Below are 17,104 nucleotides of genomic sequence, written 5' to 3'. Positions count from 1 at the left end.
GAATCTTAATTCAGCCTTAAACAGCTAGCGTTATTCAGCATTTAGTCAAAGGCAGAAACGCTGACAGGAGAAATTTTTATGCAAAGAACATGAAAACCACCCTTAGAAGCAGGGTGGCTTGGCTTTTAGATAAAAGCATGTTCAACTTTAATGCACTTGTTCATAATATACGGGATCCCAGCTTCCTGTAAAACAGCAGCCGCTTCGTCACTTCTCAGTCCGAGCTGTGCCCAAAATACATCAGCTGAAATGGCAGCCGCCTCACGCGCTACTTCAGGCAGGAATTCATTCCTCCTGAAGACATTGACAATGTGAACCGGGCCTTCGATCTCCTGAAGTGAAGAATAAGCTTTCACTCCTAGAGCCTCAGTGATATTAGGGTTCACAGGCAGTATGTCATAACCTGCATTTTGCATGTATTCTGCTACCATGTACGATGTACGTCCAGGGTTATCTGATAGACCTACAACAGCGATCCTGGTCTTCGTTTTCAGCACATTCTTAATATCTTCTCTTGTCAATTCCATGAATAATGCCTCCTCACCATGTTTGAGCTTCTATTTTAGCCTATTGTTTCCCTAATTTAAGCAGGGAAAAACAGAGTATGTACTACCTGTTATGGACAATCTGCATTCAACTCAAACAAACAGTAATCCGAAAACTCCCAGGATTGCCTAAATCAGCGGTTCAAAGAATAGATGCTGCTGTATTTTTCCTCAAAATATTCAATCAGGTAGTCAGGGTTTAATCCCTCGCCTGTCACATCATTTAAAATTTCAATCGGCTTTTTCATTTTTCCGAATTGATGAATATGAGCAGTGAACCATTCTTTGATCGGCGTCAGGTTTCCACTCTCCACCAGCTCGTCAAAGTCTGGCAAATCCTTCAACATCGCATTTTTCAGTTGAGCGGCATAAATGTATCCTAGGGCATAGGAAGGGAAATAGCCAAAGCTGCCGCCTGACCAATGGACATCCTGCAGGACTCCTACCGCATCATTCTTCGGAGTGACGCCTAAGTATTCATTCATCTTCTCGTTCCAAATTCGCGGCAGATCCTTCACTTCTATTTCATCGTTGAACAAGCCTTTTTCAATTTCATAACGAACCATGATATGCAGCGGATACGTCATTTCATCCGCTTCAATCCTTATAAAGGAAGGTTCCACGATATTAATGGCACGGTAAAAATCATCCAGTTCAACTCTATCGAACTGCTGGCCTCCTAGTTGCTGCAATGTGCTGTAATGGTTCTTCCAAAATCCTTTATGGCGGCCAACGAAATTTTCCCAGAACAAGGATTGTGATTCGTGAATTCCCATTGAAGTTCCTGTCGCGAGCGGTGTTCCAACGAGTTCAGTTGAGATGTTTTGTTCGTATAATGCATGTCCGCCTTCATGTATCGTACCAAATACAGCCGTACGGAAATCATTTTCCATATATTTTGTTGTCACACGTACATCGCCTGGGTTGAGCCCGATCGCAAACGGGTGGACGGTCTCATCAAGACGCCCAGAGTCGAAATCATATCCCATGTCCTTTAAGACATGAAGGCTGAATTCTTTTTGCTTGTCTTTCGGAAAATGTTCGAATAGGAATGAGGTTTCAGGCTTTTGTGATTCTGTTATTTTCTGCAGCAGCGGTACGATGCGCTCTCTTAGTTTAGCAAACACTTCATCAAGAATATCGACCGTTACACCCGGCTCATACATATCAAGCAGCGTATTGTATCGATTTCCCTCGTATCCCCAATACTCAATGAATTTCTTGTTAAACTGGACAAGCTTTTCTAAATATGGTTGAAAAAGAGCGAAATCAGAGCTGTTCTTCGCTTCTTCCCAGACGCTTTCTGCTTTTGACTGAAGAATCACATACTCCTTAAATTCAGCTGGCGGGATCTTCGCATTCCGCTCGAATTCTTTTTTAACCTCTTCAAGTGTTTTCTTCGTTACGTCTGATAGACGATCAGCTTGTTCAGGCTTAGACAATCTGTCGATGTAAGACTTCATCTCATCCGAAGTGCTCATGGCAAACATATCCGCAGAAAGCGTACCGATGATTTCTGATCGCTGCTCCACGCCTTTTTTGGGTGCACCCGTCCGGAGATCCCAGTACATGAGTCCGATCGCCTCATTTAAGTGCTGCATCTTTTTGACATAATCTAAAAATTCTTTTTCGAGTGATAGTGTTGTTTGCTGTGTCATCTAAAACTTCCTCTCTCACAAATAGCTTTATAAGCATACCGCTAATAACATTCGAGAGAAAGAAAAAAAATCCTGCATTTCTGCAGGATAAAAATTTCATACATCATTTGCGTTTATTTATACGATGTGCTCGAGCGGACGGGATAGCGCTCCTCACAACCCATTTCATAGAAAAACGCGTTTTGTATTCTTTTGAGAGCGTCCAGCTTATGCTGTTCATCAAGATATTTTGAACACTGAATGAAAGATTTTCCGACGCATTCTAAATGCTGATAGCGGTCATGCATACATTTTCACCTCACGCCACTAGTATGGGCGCAAAAAGATGGGTTCAAACCATGACCACACGAGAACTATTCTTGCTCCATTCGTTTTCTCTCAGGGCGGCGGCCGAAGTATTGATAATAATCGGTTTTCAAATCACCGTTATATAGCTTGCGTTTCTTGGAAGCTGTCTTGCCATATAAATGTTCAAATTTCTCGTTTGATGTGATCACATAGACACTCCATGTATCAAGATGACGGAACACTTCACCCATATCACGGTAGATCTGCTCGACCTCCGCTCGTTCTCCAAGACGCTCACCGTATGGCGGGTTGGTCACCACATAACCGTAGTCTTTGCGCGTTGTAAAATCACGAACACGCATCTGCTTGAAGGAGAGGAAGTCTTCAAATCCAGCTTCGCGTGCATTGTTAATGGAAAGTTCAATCATCTTATGATCAATATCCGACCCTTGAATATCCAATGGAAGGTCATATTTTGCCAAATCGTTCGCTTCTTCAACAGCTTTATACCAAATCTTTTTGTCCATCCAGCTCCAGTTCTCTGAAGCGAACTCCCGGTTGACACCGGGGGCGATATTTTGTCCGATCATCGCGGCTTCAATCGGAAGAGTTCCCGAACCGCAGAACGGATCGACAAATGGCTTATCCGGCGTCCAGTTCGTGAGCATAACAAGAGCGGCTGCCATCGTTTCTTTAATAGGTGCTCCGCTATGCAGTTCACGGTAGCCGCGCTTATGCAGTCCCGTACCAGAAGTATCGAGTGTGATCGTTGCCATATCCTTCAGCAGTGAAACCTCAATGCGGTACAGCGCCCCGTCCTCAGGAAACCAAGTGCTTCGATTGTAATGTGATTTCATATTATCGACGACCGCTTTTTTTACAATCGCCTGACAATCAGAAACAGAGAAGAGCTTTGATTTAACCGAGCGGCCGATAACAGGAAACTCCCCATCTTCAGGAATGAATTCTGGCCAAGGAAGAGCTTTAGTTTTCTCGAACAGCTCATCGAAGGTTTCTGCCTTGAACTCGCCGACAACGAGTTTCACGCGGTCAGCTGTGCGAAGCCATAAATTAGCTTTAACGAGGGTTGTTTCGTCACCTGTGAAAAATATTTTGCCGTTCTCGACTGTCACGTTGTCAAAACCTAAGTCACGCGCTTCACGTGCTACAAGTGTTTCGATTCCCATCGCTGCGGTAGCGATAAACTTTAATGGTCTCATCATTCCGCTCCTTTACTTATCTAATCCTTAACGTTTCTTTATCAGTCTTTCATTATGTACAGAAATAGAAAAAGCCCCTGAAATATCCGGGGCCCCTTACTTTACATTCAATAGTTGACCAATAACGTTCTGTAAGCCATGTTCTGTACCTTAGTACTGCAGACGGCAATCAGCCTCGTACACCGGTGGTAATCATCTATCTCCGGAAAGGTTGACCTTTCCGCCCTTTCACAAAGTTCAGTTCCTCTGTGAAAAACTCCCCTACCATAATTTGGGTTTCTCGCTCGCGGGGTTTACCTCGTTCCACTCCTGCCGTTTCCGGAAGGACTACGTCACTGTGGCACTTTCAAGGTCGTATCACCATATCAGCAAGTGACTTAGGTGATTTCCCTGCCGTCAGCCCAGTCGAAACCAGACTGCCCTGGCTTATTGTTTGGCCAGGCGCGATCACTACGGTCATCTCAGATCCGTGCGAGCATGGACTTTCCTCTACACCTCTTATGAGATGTAGCGATTACCCGAACGTTATTGCTTGGTTGTCTTGTAAAAGCATGATTCATTATAACAAGTGTCTGTTGAGAAATCAAATGGATAAATACAGAAATCAATCAAACAGCTTGTTGCCGAAAACATGCTTCTCTAAGTTGGACAAACGCTGAAGAATATCGGAGTTCGTCGTCGTGCTGGACACAGCGGCAGGCATACGGCGAGTCTGCTCGGAGACGTTTTGTGCATCTTTTTTCAGGCGGTTGTTTTCCTGAAGCAGCTTGTCGTACTCCTTTTGGAAATTTTCATAGTCCTTGATGATCAGATCAAGATATTTATCGACCTCGTCCTGATCGTATCCGCGGAAGCCTTGTTTGAAGTCTTTTTCCAAAATTTCTTTTGCCGTTAAGTTAAAACGTTTTTCACTCATGTGATTCACCTCACACAAAGATTCTAGAACATATTTTTTCAAAAAGATAGGAAAAAGTCAATTTTAATGACTATTCTTCGTACTTGCTTTCTTGCTCGTCTTGATAAATGAGCTCCAAATCGTATGGAGTGATGAAATGGATCTCGTACGTTTCCCCTCTTTCTTGCTTTTGGCGGGCGGCCTGCAAATAATATTTCGGAGACCCTTCCTTCTCTTCATCAAACAAGATCAACATGCCTTCTGTTTTCGCGACAAGGAACGCATTCTTCACTTTCAATTGCCCTGGATTTTCATAAGGCCTCTTCGTAACAGAATCCACATAATCCGCTTGCATCAGGATTTCCTCGTATTGCTCTTGTTTTGTTTCATTCCAATTCTTTTCTTGCTCTAGGAATGGTGTGATCACTGCGAGCTTTAGCTCGGGCAATCGTTCTTTTAAAGAGATGACCACTTCCGCTGCCCACATTTCCACACCCGTTTGCCCGCTGATAATGACCCACTCCAGCCCTTCTTCAACAAAAGCAGACAGCTTGGATAACAGTGCCTTCTTTATATAATATACCCCTTCATGGTTCTCCTTAAATATGCCAAGCTCGTGAGATTTATACCCGGTTACAAGGAGAGTCTGCATCAATAGTCGCCTCCTTATATTATGAAATAGATCATAAAGGAATGAAAAAACAGATGAGTCTGTCATCATGTCCAGTCTCATCTGTCTTTCAATCGTATTATGTCGTATGATGGCTAAGCTGGTTTCCGATCATGACGGTTAAACCAAGAACAACGAAGAACATGACAACAATCCATTGCTTCACAAGGCATCTCTCCACATTTCCTAAAATGGTCAAAGAAATGGCTGCGGCAACAACCGAAATTACGACAACAAATTGCGCCAAGCGACGGAATACTCCATACGGAAAACAAAGCATTGTCATTTCATCGGTTATTTTGCGCTCACCCGGGAAATATCATCAGCTTATTTCCAACGATATTTCAACTAAACCCTCATTCATTCTACAAAATAAAACGAAAAAAGAGAAGAAAATATTCACCCATTTTTGAACGTTTTCTGACAGTTATGGAAGTCATGGTTATTCTGTCACAATGGCAAACCCATTCTCTTTCATCATCCGTTTTTCAAGCCGCTCAATCCTGATCAAGAAAGCTTCCTTTTCCTTCAATTCTTTAGTTTTTAAGATCCGCTGTCTGCCTTGCCATTTTTCCAATGCGACCCTTGCATAGTAAAGGGCCTTCTCTGTATCCTTTGTATGGTGCTCATAATATTTAGAAAGCTCTACGGCAGGTTCCTCATTGAAAACTGATACGGATAGTGCCTTTTCCCAGAATGAGGATGCTTGTTCATGCTTCTTTTTCTTTTTTAAGATGCGAGCTTTCCCCGTGGCAGCATGATAAAAATGAATTTCGTCACTTTTCATCACTTCATCGTATTTCACGATAGCCAGATCTAGTTCTCCTGCTGATTCCAGCCATCTTCCCGTCTCGAATGTTTCCTTCCCCGTCGTATACGTTAGTCCTTGGATCATTTTTGACAAATGAATATAAAGCGTCATTAGTGAGAGAACGTCCCATTCGTTATGAGCAAAAACTCCTTTCAGAAGGGAGGGGTCTTTTTCCTGCAAATAATGAAAATAAAGCATGGGAGCTAAGTACCCTGGCGTATCTTCAACACGCCTAACGTCCAATATCTCTTTTTCAACGATCGCTAATTTAACAGAAGGCAGCGTATCTTTCCAAATCCTTCTTGAACCGTGCAACAGATCAAAATGGCCGAATTCAGGCAATGACGGGACATAATCTCGTATTAACGTGTGCCTCGTTTTAACTTGCGGCCAGTCAAAGGATTTTCCGTTATACGTCACAAGATTCTTCAGTTCGTTAATATGGTGCAAAAAATAGTGATACATGGCAATCTCGGAGCCAGGCTGAGGGAGAAAATACTGCTGCACCTTTACATGATCACCTGTCAAACGGCTCATGCCCAGCATAAAGATCGTGTTGCCCGCTCCACCGCTAAGTCCTGTCGTTTCTGTATCAAAGAACATAAGGTCACTCGCCTCAAGTCCATCAGCACAGAGAGGGTGTGCGCTTTTTTGTCTGTTCCATTCTTCAACAACTTCTTCCAAGTCAGCTAACTTGTACTTTCCCCAGCTTGTCTCTTTACTCAATACACGTTCTTTTATAATGCAATGATCCTCATCAAAAAAATAAGGAGCTGCCCCGTTTTCTTCCCAATATGACAGGTGCGCAACTTTATCTGCCATGTTAGGGGCAGAGGCTGTTTCAAGTTCCTTTATTATAGGGCTTTCATGAGACATATGTCTTTTGAGCCTGTTCAACTTCTTTTTAAGAGCCATGCAACATCAAGCTCCTTAACTGGTGTAATAGCGACCGTGCGCTTTGTTTTGCAAAGGTGTTTTCTTCTGAAGAGCCGGTGCATGACGGACAGCCATTCTCACAAGGACATCGTTCAATGACGTGCAGTGACTCATCGAGCACCGTACTCCAGTTTTCGTAAATCTTTTCACTCAAACCAATTCCGCCAGGATAGCTGTCATAAATAAAGATGGTCGGTTTTTCTGAATGAAGGGCTTTGACCTGCGGCACAACATGAAGATCGGAAGCATCACACATTACAAATAGCGGAGCAACATGCTTCAGCACGTTGGTGATGCCAATCAGTCCGGCTTCCATTTGCTCACGGTTCTCACCGATGTGTTCAAATTCAAGCCAAGTGGATGACGTATGCAATTCTTCTTCCGGCAGATAGATAGGGCCAGAACCGATATTTTCATGGCTTTCAAACTTGATTTTCTTAAATATCGTGGCTTTAGCGACCGCCATGACATCACCATAGCCAATCGAGGCAAACTCGCCTTGATTTTGTTTATCGACTTCCAGCACATTAAGAGACACTGCTAAGTTCGCATCTGTAAAATAATCCACATCGACTTCACGTATATACGCCTTTTTTTCTTCATAATCCAGCTTCTCTACCTGATACTGCACGCCTTGATGAAGATAAATCGCTTCCTCATGCAGCAAGGTCATGGAGCTGAAGCGGTCCATTTCTCCGATCACCTTCACGTTCGCAGCATCCGTTGTATCTATGATCACCACGTTTTCCTGTGAAGCAGATCGGAGAGAAATGTTATGAGCTGGAAAGGCATCGTTCATCCAGAAGAACTGTTTTCCTCTCCGATGAAGCACTTGTTCATCCACTAAAAATTCAAGGACGTCGGTTACTTCTTGATTGCCGAACAAATCGCCTTCTTTAAATGGCAGTTCATATGCTGCACATTTCAGATGATCAACAAGAATGATCAAGTTATCAGGATTAATACGTGCTGATTCTGGGGAACGGTCAAAGAAATATTCCGGATTTTGAATGACATACTGGTCGAGCGGCGACGAACTGGCTACCATGATGACGACAGACTCATCTTGACGGCGGCCCGCACGTCCAGCCTGCTGCCAGGCACTTGCGATCGAGCCTGGGTAGCCGGTAAGAATACAGGCATGCAGCTGACCGATATCCACACCAAGCTCAAGTGCATTCGTGCTTACGACGCCCATGATCTCACCGTTTCGCAATCCTTTTTCAATCACTCTGCGTTGCTTTGGCAAGTAGCCGCCGCGATACCCTTGTATCGATTTCATTCCGAACTCTTTTTTGACAAGCTCCTGTAAATAAGTGAGAAGAATCTCGACACGCACACGTGAACGTGCGAAGACGATGGTCTGTATATGGTTTTTTAAAAAAAGGGCAGCAAGATTACGCGCTTCCAGTGTTGCGCTTTTTCTAACGTTCAATGGTTTGTTCACCACGGGCGGATTGTAGAAAATAAAATGCTTCTTCCCCGCCGGTGCACCGTTGTTGTTGATCAAGGTCATAGGGCTTCCAGTCAATTCTTCCGCTAGCTCTTTCGGGTTCGCAATTGTCGCAGACGTGCAGATAAACACGGGATCACTGCCGTAAAAGCGGCATATCCTTCTCAGGCGTCTTATGACATTCGCTACATGGCTGCCGAACACACCTCTGTATGTATGCAGCTCATCGATCACCACATGCGTAAGATTCTCAAACAGTGAAACCCATTTAGTATGATGTGGCAGAACAGCTGCATGAAGCATGTCTGGGTTGGTCATGACAATGTTGCCGGCCTTTCGTACGACCTGCCGGATGTTTGCCGGAGTGTCTCCATCATACGTATAGCTTTTGATGTTCAGCCCGATCTCGTCGATAAGCTCATTTATCTCTGCTTTCTGATCCTGTGCGAGCGCTTTTGTTGGAAATAAATACAGCGCACGGCTGTTCGGGTTGTGAGCCATTTCTTGAAGCACAGGAAGGTTATAGCACAGGGTCTTACCGCTGGCAGTTGGTGTGACGGCAACAATGCTTTCCTTTCGCGCCGCTGCCTCGTAAGCAGACAGCTGATGCTTGTATAATGAGCTTATTCCTCGGTTGTTTAACGTACGCGCAATAAAGGGATGCAGATGCTCAGGAAACGGCACTGTAACCGCCTCTTTTGGTTCAATTGTTTTCCAATATACAATTTGCTGATTTATGGATATATCCTCTTTTAATACTTCAAGCAGATCCTGCATTGATTTCTTTCCGAACATGATTCTCACCTCTACGTTTATTTTAACGAATAAACGTTCGATGTGAAACCTATAGCTTCGCGCAGATGTGTTTGGGATATCCATTAAGATGGTCCTCGGCCATCTTTCGTTCCGTCACAACTTATTTCACAATTCGTCTTGCTGAACAGTGAAATAGAAAAAACCATCGTGCCTGGACATATGTCAGACAAAATGGCTTCTTTCAACATGATAACCCTTTTATACGGAGTTTTCTCACTTTACATAATGCATCTGAAAATATTGCGACGTATGTTTGCCTGTAATCTTTACGATAACAGGCTGGTTTATTTCTATACCTTTTTTGCTCACCGCGAACGATAATCTTGAAGGAAACGGAGCGGCCTTTAATGTGTATTCGGCAAAAGATTGAACAGAATGAGACAGTGAAAATGTCAGAGCATCCGGGTTATCATCTGGTTCCTTGCTCTTGAGTGAGAACATATATAATGCTGCGTCTTCGCTTTCAGTCATACTCGCTTCCCAATAATCGTTCTCCCCTTTAAATAGGATCATCTCGGCATCATATTTCATCTTCTGAGAATCTGTATCTGTTTTTTCTGCTATGTTTTTATTGGTTGCATACGTGCTGACAGCTGCAAAACAAGCTAAAAGTATTAGTGCCCATACTATTTTTCTCCCCATCACACACCCCTAGGTTTGATTAGTTCGCCTACATGAGCCACTATAATACTTTGCTTAAATTTTCGTGCGCAGATCCCAGAGTTCTGGAAAAAAACGCTGATCAAGCACTTTTTTTAAATAGTTTACACCTGATGATCCGCCTGTTCCTGTTTTAAAGCCGATGATTCTCTCCACTGTTTTCATATGGCGGAAGCGCCATTGCTGGAGCCAATCCTCGATGTCAACAAGCTTTTCCCCTAGTTCATATAAGTCCCAGTAGCGCTCTACATTGCGATACACTTCAAGCCAAGCAGCCTCCACTGTTTCGTGCGGCTTGTAGGGCTGTGTAAAATCGCGGTTCAGCACATCCGGATCAATGGTAAGGCCTGCTTTTGACAGTGCTTCTATTGCAGCATCATACAAGCCTGGTGAATGCAGCGCCTTTAAGAGAATATGATGCAAATCCGGATCTTTTTTATAGATCGTTAGTATATGAGGGGTCTTATAACCTAACATGAATTCGATCAGCCTGTACTGATATGACTGAAAACCTGAAGACTGACCGAGTTTGTCACGGAACTGCATATATTCAGACGGAGTCAGAGTGGATAGAACATCCCACGACTCTTTAATCTGCTGCTGTATCTTGGACACACGTGCGAGCATCTTAAATGCCGCAGCGAGATTGCCTGACCGGACAGATGAAACGGCAGAATCAAGCTCGTGTATGATCAGCTTCATCCAGAGCTCTGATACTTGGTGGATGACGATAAACAGCATTTCATCATGGTGACCTGACAGCCGGTTCTGACTAGATAAGATGCGGTCGAGCTGTAAATATTCACTATACGTCATATTGTTGGTGAAATCTGTATGTATGCCGCTCTCAGACGTGCTGCGTGCGTTAAGCTGCTCCTTGCTGTTTTCTTTCATCCTTTTCACTCCTATTCTGATTCGCCTGTGATAACGCTTACATTATAGCATTTTTTGAATAGCGATTAACATACCATTTGCTGCCGGTGTACCGTACCTCATGAAAAGATGTCAGACATATAGAAAAAACCCGGCATTAGCAGCCGGGTTTCTTACAAGGAGGTCTTGAATTAACGGCGAAGTCCGCCAAGCGCTTGAGCTACAAGACGCTTCGTAATTTCGCCACCTACAGATCCGTTTGCACGGGAAGTTGTGTCCGGTCCAAGCTGTACACCAAACTCAGAAGCGATTTCTTGCTTCATAGCTTGAAGTGCACCTTCAGCTCCAGGAACAACGATTTGGTTGCTGTTGTTACGTGCCATGTGAATTCCCTCCTTTGGGAGATGATATGTACGGAATTTTGTATTCCGTAAAACTAGTATGAGATTAAACACATATACTTTATTCATCATTGAAAAATATTTTTTTAGTTGTCTATTTTCCTTATAAATCTATATTTCACAAATGCAAAAAACTCCCTGTTTAAGGGAGTTTAGCGGCTAGAGGGTTTTTCGTTCCACGATGCAGTTTTTAGCTCTTGTTCGAGCGCTTCTGCTTTTTTTATCTCTTTATTATGATGTTTTTGAAAGAATAAAACGGTTCGATACGCAAAATAAGTAAAAATAGCCAGCGTAATGAAGGCTGGTATGTATTCTAGTTTATTTTCAGGAAACACGATTTCAAGCATCTGCAGCACGCCTTTCTATTGGATCCGGTTTCATTATACCATCCCTGACCAGCTAAACGTCAACATGCCGATCAGTGTTAAGCTGTTTTTTTGCGACCGGTTAACACCTGCATGGACGACCCAAAACAAAAACGTACCGGCTGCAAAACCTCCTACTATGTCTAGTGAATAATGCACACCCAAATAGATCCTGCTGGCACTTAAAAGAATCACAACCGTGTTGCCGCAAGCCATAATATATTTCTTTTTTAGCCATAATGATGCATAATAGAAGACCATCAAATAAAAAGCTGTTCAAATAAACGCATTGCCGCTTGGAAAATTAAACCCATCCGCCTCGATCAGCCTGCCGCCAACAGGGCGCGGACGTGCATAAACCGTCTTTAGAAGTGTGATTAAAGCATAGCTGGCTGCAATATTTCCAAGCATCCATACAGCTAATAGCCGTTGTTTCTTCATAAGCAGCACCGCTGTTGTAAAAAGGAATACACCTTTCATAACGATTATTGAACCTAGCTGGCTGAAAGGATAAATGGCATTCGTCACTCTTTCAGTTCTAAGGTGTATGATGTCATTTCTTGCATACATGTCTGCACGGCCTATTATTTCTATTTTGAAAAAGAGCTTGCACACAAAAATACAACAACAGACAGCAGCATGTAAAGATTCTTCCTTTTTTTCGTCATAAGCCCCCCCTTTATTCCTTATCAAGACCAGTATACGTTTTTCAAAAGAAAAAAACTCCCTAAAGAAGAGAGTTTTCCATCACATACCTGTTTCTTGGATGTTCCGCGCATCCCTTGCTGCAGGACCGCTTTTCCTTTTGTTCGCAATTTTCACACATTAACAGATGTTTGTTGCATTCTGGATTGCCGCATTTGACATACCGCTCTTCTGGATCACCGCAGTGGCAGCATGTACCGACGATTACTGCTTCGCCCGTTCGGTTAACTGGAACGGAGATGCGTTCATCAAACACATAGCATTTGCCATCCCAAAGCTTTCCCTTAACCTCCGGATCATAGCCGTATGTGATAATGCCTCCATCAAGCTGGGAAACATCCTTAAATCCTTCCTTCACTAGAAATCCTGAAAATTTCTCGCATCGAATGCCACCCGTGCAATAGGTAAGAACTTTCTTCTCCTTATATTGGCTGAAATTATTCCGGATCCAATCCGGCAATTCACGAAAAGTTTCAATGTCAGGACGAATCGCGTTTTTAAAATGCCCTAAATCGTACTCATACGTATTGCGCGCATCCAGTATAACAACATCTTCCTGCTGCATCGCTTCTAACCATTCTTTTGGAGATAAATGAGTTCCTGTCGTTTCATTAGGGTTCACATCATCAGCCAAATTGAAATTAACTATTTCAGGCTTTACTTTGATTTTAATTTTTTTGAAAGCCTGTACTGCACTGCTCTCAACCTTGAAGATCATGTCGCTAAAACGTTCGTCGCTTTGAAGCAGTGCCATATATGCATTCGTTTGTTCAGGTGCTCCGGAAACCGTTCCGTTTAATCCCTCTTCTGCCACGATGATGCGTCCTACTATGCCAAGCTCCTTGCATGCTTGGACATGTTCCTCCTTAAATGCTGACGGATCGTCTATTTTCACATATTTATAGAAAAGCAATACTTCATACATGTACAATTCACCCTGTCTATACCGCATATCATTTTCAACTATCACATTATACAAAAAAAGAGAGCAGCACGCAAAGCGTGGTTCTCTCTTTTTCCTTTTATGAAAAATGTGTGAGCAGCAAAGATGTCAGCAGTCCAGCGGAGGAAATAAACCCGATGACAGCGCCGCCGTCCTCATGTGCTTCAGGCAGCATGGTTGATGAAACCATCGCCATGATACCACCGCCGGCAAATGCTCCGATTATTGAAATGTAGGAGACCGATGCTCCCTGCAAAAACGCATATCCACAGAAGGAAGCAATAGAAGAAAGCAGCAGAACCGCACTCCACATCACCATTACCTTTCGTTTTGAATAGCCTTCTTTTATTAGGCCGACGGAACTAGAGAGACCTTCAGGAAAATTGCTTAAGAAAATTGCCGCAACTAGCAGCCAGCTCACTTTGCTTTGTTCGATCAAACTAGCGCCAATCAATACAGATTCGGGAATGGCATCTAAGACGGTGCCTGCGAATATCGCCATTCCTGTTCCTTTTACAGCTTTAGAGCGAGAGCGTTTCCTATCATGGCCTCCAGAGCGGGAAAGGATATAATCCATTAAGGTGAAAATTGCTGCGCCTGATAAAAATCCGGCAGCTGCAATCTTCAAACTGCTTTGTTCTGCCGCTTCTGTCAGTAGCTCGAATGATACTGCCCCAATAAGCACCCCTGTTCCAAATGCCATTATCCATGCGATCCACTTTTTCGGCATGTTCATCGTAACGCCTGCAACGGCTCCCAATAGGACAGCCGAACCGGCCACAGCTCCCCATAACGCAGCCTGAAGCATAGTACCCCCCCTATCCCTTCATACATTAAATGACAATAATTACATGGCATTCCCAGTTGTTTCACACACGAAACTGTGTGAATATTTAAATAGTGAAAGTCAGCTAAACCATATCACAGGAGGAGAACATGAAAATCAAAACGACTGCCTTTACATTAGCTGCCTTATTGATGACAAGTTCCGCTTCTTTCGCAGCAGAACCTCATACTGTGCAATCAGGTGAAAGCCTTTTCAGCATTGCTCAAAAAAATAATACCACTGTTCATGCATTAGAAAGCTTAAACACGCTAGACAGCTCGTGCCTATATCCTGGCCAAACCGTCTTTGTACCATCATTCCCAAAGCAATATAAGGTCAAACAAGGAGACAGACTGTTTGAGATTTCCTTGAAAACGGGTGTTTCTTACGCTATTTTGAAAGCCGCAAACCCTCAGATTACCAACGAAAACGTAATTTTTCCAGGACAGCTTGTGGATGTCCCTTCATCTGCAAAAAAAGCACAGCCTTCTCCTGATAAGGCTCCTGCTCCTGCGAAACAGCCAGCACCACAAACAGCACCACCATCATCTGACAGCATCAGTGCAAAGGCAAAAGAAGTAGCAGCACTAGTTAATAAAGAACGCCAGAACGCAGGGCTTCCGGCATTGGCTCTGAATGAAGAATTGAGTTCTGTCGCTCTTGTAAAGGCGAAGGATATGATTCAGCAAAACTACTTTTCTCACACTTCGCCTGTCTACGGTTCACCGTTTGACATGATGAAACGCTTCGGTGTCCCTTACACAGCAGCCGGAGAAAACATCGCGAAAGGACAACCGTCTGCTGCAGAAGTAATGAAGGATTGGATGAACAGCCAAGGCCATCGTGAAAACATTTTAAGCTCGTCTTATGATTCGATCGGTGTCGGATACTATCAGGGCGCTTGGGTTCAGCTCTTTAAAAAATAATCTGCAAAACAAACCTGACTTTCACCAAAAAAAAAACAGCCGGCGGCTGTTTTTTTACTTCTTTACGCTTTCATGAAGCAAAGACACTCGAAACGGGTGAAGCTCTGCTGTCATGATCTTTTCGTAAACGGCAGGATCATTTTGCATCACGTTATGCGCTTCTTCCTCACACAGCCCCTGTAAAATGACGATGCCAAATGCCGCGTCAAGGCAAGGACCGGCAAGGAGCAGTTTATGTTCATTCTTCAAGCTCTTTAAATAAAAAAAATGGGACTCTAATATGCTTTGTTCTTCTACCGTTTGATGGACCATGAGATTCTCTCTAACGGGCTTCAGCTGATAAATAAAATACTGTTCATTCATTTACAGATCCCTCCATGCTAAACATGTTCTGCACTTATAGAAATAAACCTTTATCAGGCAGCCTGATTCTTGAGTAATTGATCAATGGTCTCATAATAATGAAAAAGTGATTCTTTTCTAACTTTACGGAAGACGGCTGATGGAACCAATCCAGTTAAGATTATCTTCGCATATTTCCATGCTTGCACTTCAATCAGAAGCTCAATTTTTTTTCTTTTTAAAAAATCTCGCTCCTTATCCAGCCTGTAAGCGAGGATGGTTAGATATGGATCATTGGCATGACCTAATTCATGGGCGCAAATGATCCTTACATAATCACGAAATCTATCTTGTTCGGGAAAGAATTCCATTGCCTGGCTATAGATTTCTTTTTGGTACAGGGTGACCGTATGAGTATCCATACTGTACATACCACCAATGCGCCGGCCGTTTTGGTTTTCCTCTTGTATAAAAACATCGGCTGATGTGTTGGATAAATGTATTAAAGGTTCAATCCATTGCTTAACTTCGTTGATTTCTGTCATTCTTTTCACTTCTTTTATTGTGATTTGCCACAGATCTGTTTGCTGCAGGATGCTTTTTAGCATGGCTGTCTTTGGTCGACGAATGAGATTTTATAGAGCCTCGATTCGTGATTTCACCAGCAATGATCGATTTTTTTTCAAGATGAAGATTCAATTTTTGTGCCCATTTCTTCACAATGAATTCTTCATTTTTCGTTACAAGCGAGATAACGGCTCCGCTTTTACCCATACGGCCAGTCCGTCCGGAACGATGCACATAAATTTGATCATCTTCTGGCTGATCATAATGGATAACATGTGTCACGTCAGACACATCAAGTCCTCTTGCGGCAACATCTGTTGTCATAAGAACAGGAACTTTATCACTTCGGAACTCTCTCATCACCTTCTGGCGCTCTTCTTTAGACGAATTCCCTGCCAGCACACCAATGGATGCCCCTCTATATTCGAGTTTTGCAGCCACTTCATCCAAACGCGTGCTCCCATTAACAAACACGATGGCTTTAAGCGGCGAAATGTTTTTAATAATTTTTCTAAGTGCCTCCGCTTTATCCCTCATCTCGCTGACCATATAAAAATGAGTCACATCAGACTCTGGGAGCTGATCTTTTTTTACTCTGATCACTTGCGCATTTTGAGTTGCACTTTTTGCCCATTCTTCTGCTTTATTCGTTATTGTTGCAGAAACAAACATAAGCTGTCTTTCTTTAAAGGTTGATTTAATGATCTGTTCAATTTCACCCTTTAAGCCAGATTCTACTATTGAATCCGCTTCATCTACAACAATGGTTTTTACATCTTGCATTTTCAGCTTTTTAAGCTGAAGAATTTCTCTCACACGTCCTGGCGTTCCGACGATATATTGCGGTTTTTTCTTCAGTTTATCAAGCTGGCGCTGAAGGTTGGCTCCCCCGATCAATGAAGCTCCTGTTAATCCGCTGCCAGCAGTGAATTGCTGGCATACTTCATAAATTTGCATCGCGAGCTCGCGAGTCGGTGCTAAGATAACGAGCTGAGCGTTATGCACGTCAGCTGATACGTTCAATAAAGCTGGCAGAAGATAGGCTAGTGTTTTGCCTGTACCTGTCGGTGACTCGATAATCATATCTTGGTGATTACCGATTGAACCAAACACTTCCTTTTGAACAGCAGTAGGTTCGCCAAAACCTGCTTTCTCCCATGCTTGCTGTATGTATACGGGAAATTGATTCATATCATTCATTAAT

General features: G+C 43.2%; 20 protein-coding genes and 1 other RNA gene. 1 reads left to right on the top strand and 20 read right to left on the bottom strand.

Going from position 1 to position 17,104, the window contains the following annotated elements; all coding sequences use genetic code 11:
• Window positions 1–125: 125 nt before the first annotated feature.
• The 17 genes from ACFQPF_RS02690 to ACFQPF_RS02610 form a co-directional block, all read right to left on the bottom strand.
• Window positions 126–527, bottom strand: coding sequence for a CoA-binding protein (locus ACFQPF_RS02690; protein ID WP_379746135.1), 402 nt, complete (start codon window positions 525–527; stop codon window positions 126–128).
• A gap of 152 nt (window positions 528–679) precedes the next feature.
• Window positions 680–2,203, bottom strand: coding sequence for a carboxypeptidase M32 (locus ACFQPF_RS02685; RefSeq protein ID WP_379746132.1), 1,524 nt, complete (start codon window positions 2,201–2,203; stop codon window positions 680–682).
• 353 nt (window positions 2,204–2,556) lie between these two features.
• Entirely contained in the window at window positions 2,557–3,711 is a 1,155-nt protein-coding gene (locus tag ACFQPF_RS02680; protein ID WP_379746506.1) for a THUMP domain-containing class I SAM-dependent RNA methyltransferase, read from the bottom strand.
• 127 nt (window positions 3,712–3,838) lie between these two features.
• Window positions 3,839–4,237, bottom strand: an RNA gene (gene rnpB, locus ACFQPF_RS02675) — RNase P RNA component class B.
• 78 nt (window positions 4,238–4,315) lie between these two features.
• Window positions 4,316–4,627: a cell division regulator GpsB gene (gene gpsB / locus ACFQPF_RS02670; RefSeq protein ID WP_379746130.1), complete on the bottom strand. Its 312-nt coding sequence runs from the start codon at window positions 4,625–4,627 to the stop codon at window positions 4,316–4,318.
• A 70-nt stretch (window positions 4,628–4,697) separates the two neighbouring features.
• Window positions 4,698–5,258 (bottom strand): SLOG family protein, encoded by a 561-nt coding sequence (locus ACFQPF_RS02665; protein WP_379746503.1) that lies wholly within the window; start codon window positions 5,256–5,258, stop codon window positions 4,698–4,700.
• A gap of 97 nt (window positions 5,259–5,355) precedes the next feature.
• Complete coding sequence (locus tag ACFQPF_RS02660) at window positions 5,356–5,523, bottom strand: hypothetical protein (protein WP_379746127.1); 168 nt, start codon at window positions 5,521–5,523, stop codon at window positions 5,356–5,358.
• A 195-nt stretch (window positions 5,524–5,718) separates the two neighbouring features.
• Window positions 5,719–7,002 carry a ribonuclease H-like domain-containing protein gene (locus tag ACFQPF_RS02655; RefSeq protein ID WP_379746124.1) on the bottom strand — a complete coding sequence of 428 codons (1,284 nt, stop codon included), beginning with the start codon at window positions 7,000–7,002 and terminating at the stop codon, window positions 5,719–5,721.
• Window positions 6,992–9,271 (bottom strand): DEAD/DEAH box helicase, encoded by a 2,280-nt coding sequence (locus ACFQPF_RS02650; protein WP_379746121.1) that lies wholly within the window; start codon window positions 9,269–9,271, stop codon window positions 6,992–6,994. The genes ACFQPF_RS02655 and ACFQPF_RS02650 overlap by 11 nt, the downstream gene beginning before the upstream one ends.
• A gap of 234 nt (window positions 9,272–9,505) precedes the next feature.
• Window positions 9,506–9,934, bottom strand: coding sequence for a hypothetical protein (locus ACFQPF_RS02645; RefSeq protein WP_379746118.1), 429 nt, complete (start codon window positions 9,932–9,934; stop codon window positions 9,506–9,508).
• 54 nt (window positions 9,935–9,988) lie between these two features.
• Entirely contained in the window at window positions 9,989–10,846 is an 858-nt protein-coding gene (gene kynA, locus ACFQPF_RS02640) for a tryptophan 2,3-dioxygenase (RefSeq protein WP_379746115.1), read from the bottom strand.
• A 170-nt stretch (window positions 10,847–11,016) separates the two neighbouring features.
• Entirely contained in the window at window positions 11,017–11,208 is a 192-nt protein-coding gene (locus ACFQPF_RS02635) for an alpha/beta-type small acid-soluble spore protein (protein WP_094250538.1), read from the bottom strand.
• Between the two features lie 170 nt (window positions 11,209–11,378).
• The gene (locus ACFQPF_RS02630) at window positions 11,379–11,573 is read right to left on the bottom strand and encodes a hypothetical protein (protein WP_379746112.1); all 195 of its coding nucleotides are present in this window, start codon (window positions 11,571–11,573) and stop codon (window positions 11,379–11,381) included.
• Between the two features lie 33 nt (window positions 11,574–11,606).
• Window positions 11,607–11,852: a phosphatase PAP2 family protein gene (locus tag ACFQPF_RS02625; RefSeq protein ID WP_379746109.1), complete on the bottom strand. Its 246-nt coding sequence runs from the start codon at window positions 11,850–11,852 to the stop codon at window positions 11,607–11,609.
• A gap of 15 nt (window positions 11,853–11,867) precedes the next feature.
• A complete protein-coding gene (locus tag ACFQPF_RS02620; RefSeq protein WP_379746106.1) occupies window positions 11,868–12,161 on the bottom strand; it encodes a phosphatase PAP2 family protein in 294 nt (97 codons plus the stop codon).
• A 157-nt stretch (window positions 12,162–12,318) separates the two neighbouring features.
• A complete protein-coding gene (trhO, locus tag ACFQPF_RS02615; protein WP_379746102.1) occupies window positions 12,319–13,221 on the bottom strand; it encodes an oxygen-dependent tRNA uridine(34) hydroxylase TrhO in 903 nt (300 codons plus the stop codon).
• A gap of 97 nt (window positions 13,222–13,318) precedes the next feature.
• Window positions 13,319–14,047: a ZIP family metal transporter gene (locus ACFQPF_RS02610; protein WP_379746099.1), complete on the bottom strand. Its 729-nt coding sequence runs from the start codon at window positions 14,045–14,047 to the stop codon at window positions 13,319–13,321.
• A gap of 128 nt (window positions 14,048–14,175) precedes the next feature.
• Between ACFQPF_RS02610 and ACFQPF_RS02605 the strand changes: the two genes are divergently transcribed.
• On the top strand, window positions 14,176–14,991 hold the full coding sequence (locus tag ACFQPF_RS02605; protein WP_379746096.1) for a LysM peptidoglycan-binding domain-containing protein: 816 nt from the start codon (window positions 14,176–14,178) through the stop codon (window positions 14,989–14,991).
• Between the two features lie 54 nt (window positions 14,992–15,045).
• Here ACFQPF_RS02605 and ACFQPF_RS02600 read toward each other — a convergent pair whose 3' ends face one another.
• From ACFQPF_RS02600 to ACFQPF_RS02590, 3 genes are read right to left on the bottom strand one after another with little or no spacing between them, the layout of a single operon-like run.
• On the bottom strand, window positions 15,046–15,354 hold the full coding sequence (locus tag ACFQPF_RS02600; protein ID WP_379746093.1) for a YciI family protein: 309 nt from the start codon (window positions 15,352–15,354) through the stop codon (window positions 15,046–15,048).
• A gap of 53 nt (window positions 15,355–15,407) precedes the next feature.
• The gene (locus ACFQPF_RS02595; protein ID WP_379746090.1) at window positions 15,408–15,878 is read right to left on the bottom strand and encodes a hypothetical protein; all 471 of its coding nucleotides are present in this window, start codon (window positions 15,876–15,878) and stop codon (window positions 15,408–15,410) included.
• Window positions 15,856–17,100 (bottom strand): DEAD/DEAH box helicase, encoded by a 1,245-nt coding sequence (locus ACFQPF_RS02590; protein WP_379746087.1) that lies wholly within the window; start codon window positions 17,098–17,100, stop codon window positions 15,856–15,858. The genes ACFQPF_RS02595 and ACFQPF_RS02590 overlap by 23 nt, the downstream gene beginning before the upstream one ends.
• Between the last annotated feature and the right edge of the window lie 4 nt (window positions 17,101–17,104).

Origin of the sequence: Fictibacillus iocasae, from assembly GCF_042665465.1 — a bacterium.
Taxonomy (GTDB): Bacteria; Bacillota; Bacilli; order Bacillales; family Fictibacillaceae; genus Fictibacillus; species Fictibacillus iocasae.
This window is presented reverse-complemented; position numbering and strand designations above follow the sequence as displayed.

Excerpts from the sequence above, each read along its gene's own strand:
- ACFQPF_RS02690 (WP_379746135.1), bottom strand. The coding sequence starts at position 527 with ATGGAATTGACAAGAGAAGATATTAAGAATGTGCTGAAAACGAAGACC.
- ACFQPF_RS02685 (WP_379746132.1), bottom strand. The coding sequence starts at position 2,203 with ATGACACAGCAAACAACACTATCACTCGAAAAAGAATTTTTAGATTAT.
- ACFQPF_RS02680 (WP_379746506.1), bottom strand. The coding sequence starts at position 3,711 with ATGAGACCATTAAAGTTTATCGCTACCGCAGCGATGGGAATCGAAACA.
- gpsB (WP_379746130.1), bottom strand. The coding sequence starts at position 4,627 with ATGAGTGAAAAACGTTTTAACTTAACGGCAAAAGAAATTTTGGAAAAA.
- ACFQPF_RS02665 (WP_379746503.1), bottom strand. The coding sequence starts at position 5,258 with ATGCAGACTCTCCTTGTAACCGGGTATAAATCTCACGAGCTTGGCATA.
- ACFQPF_RS02655 (WP_379746124.1), bottom strand. The coding sequence starts at position 7,002 with ATGGCTCTTAAAAAGAAGTTGAACAGGCTCAAAAGACATATGTCTCAT.
- ACFQPF_RS02650 (WP_379746121.1), bottom strand. The coding sequence starts at position 9,271 with ATGTTCGGAAAGAAATCAATGCAGGATCTGCTTGAAGTATTAAAAGAG.
- ACFQPF_RS02645 (WP_379746118.1), bottom strand. The coding sequence starts at position 9,934 with ATGGGGAGAAAAATAGTATGGGCACTAATACTTTTAGCTTGTTTTGCA.
- kynA (WP_379746115.1), bottom strand. The coding sequence starts at position 10,846 with ATGAAAGAAAACAGCAAGGAGCAGCTTAACGCACGCAGCACGTCTGAG.
- ACFQPF_RS02635 (WP_094250538.1), bottom strand. The coding sequence starts at position 11,208 with ATGGCACGTAACAACAGCAACCAAATCGTTGTTCCTGGAGCTGAAGGT.
- ACFQPF_RS02630 (WP_379746112.1), bottom strand. The coding sequence starts at position 11,573 with ATGCTTGAAATCGTGTTTCCTGAAAATAAACTAGAATACATACCAGCC.
- ACFQPF_RS02625 (WP_379746109.1), bottom strand. The coding sequence starts at position 11,852 with ATGGTCTTCTATTATGCATCATTATGGCTAAAAAAGAAATATATTATG.
- ACFQPF_RS02620 (WP_379746106.1), bottom strand. The coding sequence starts at position 12,161 with ATGTATGCAAGAAATGACATCATACACCTTAGAACTGAAAGAGTGACG.
- trhO (WP_379746102.1), bottom strand. The coding sequence starts at position 13,221 with ATGTATGAAGTATTGCTTTTCTATAAATATGTGAAAATAGACGATCCG.
- ACFQPF_RS02610 (WP_379746099.1), bottom strand. The coding sequence starts at position 14,047 with ATGCTTCAGGCTGCGTTATGGGGAGCTGTGGCCGGTTCGGCTGTCCTA.
- ACFQPF_RS02605 (WP_379746096.1), top strand. The coding sequence starts at position 14,176 with ATGAAAATCAAAACGACTGCCTTTACATTAGCTGCCTTATTGATGACA.
- ACFQPF_RS02600 (WP_379746093.1), bottom strand. The coding sequence starts at position 15,354 with ATGAATGAACAGTATTTTATTTATCAGCTGAAGCCCGTTAGAGAGAAT.
- ACFQPF_RS02595 (WP_379746090.1), bottom strand. The coding sequence starts at position 15,878 with ATGACAGAAATCAACGAAGTTAAGCAATGGATTGAACCTTTAATACAT.
- ACFQPF_RS02590 (WP_379746087.1), bottom strand. The coding sequence starts at position 17,100 with ATGAATGATATGAATCAATTTCCCGTATACATACAGCAAGCATGGGAG.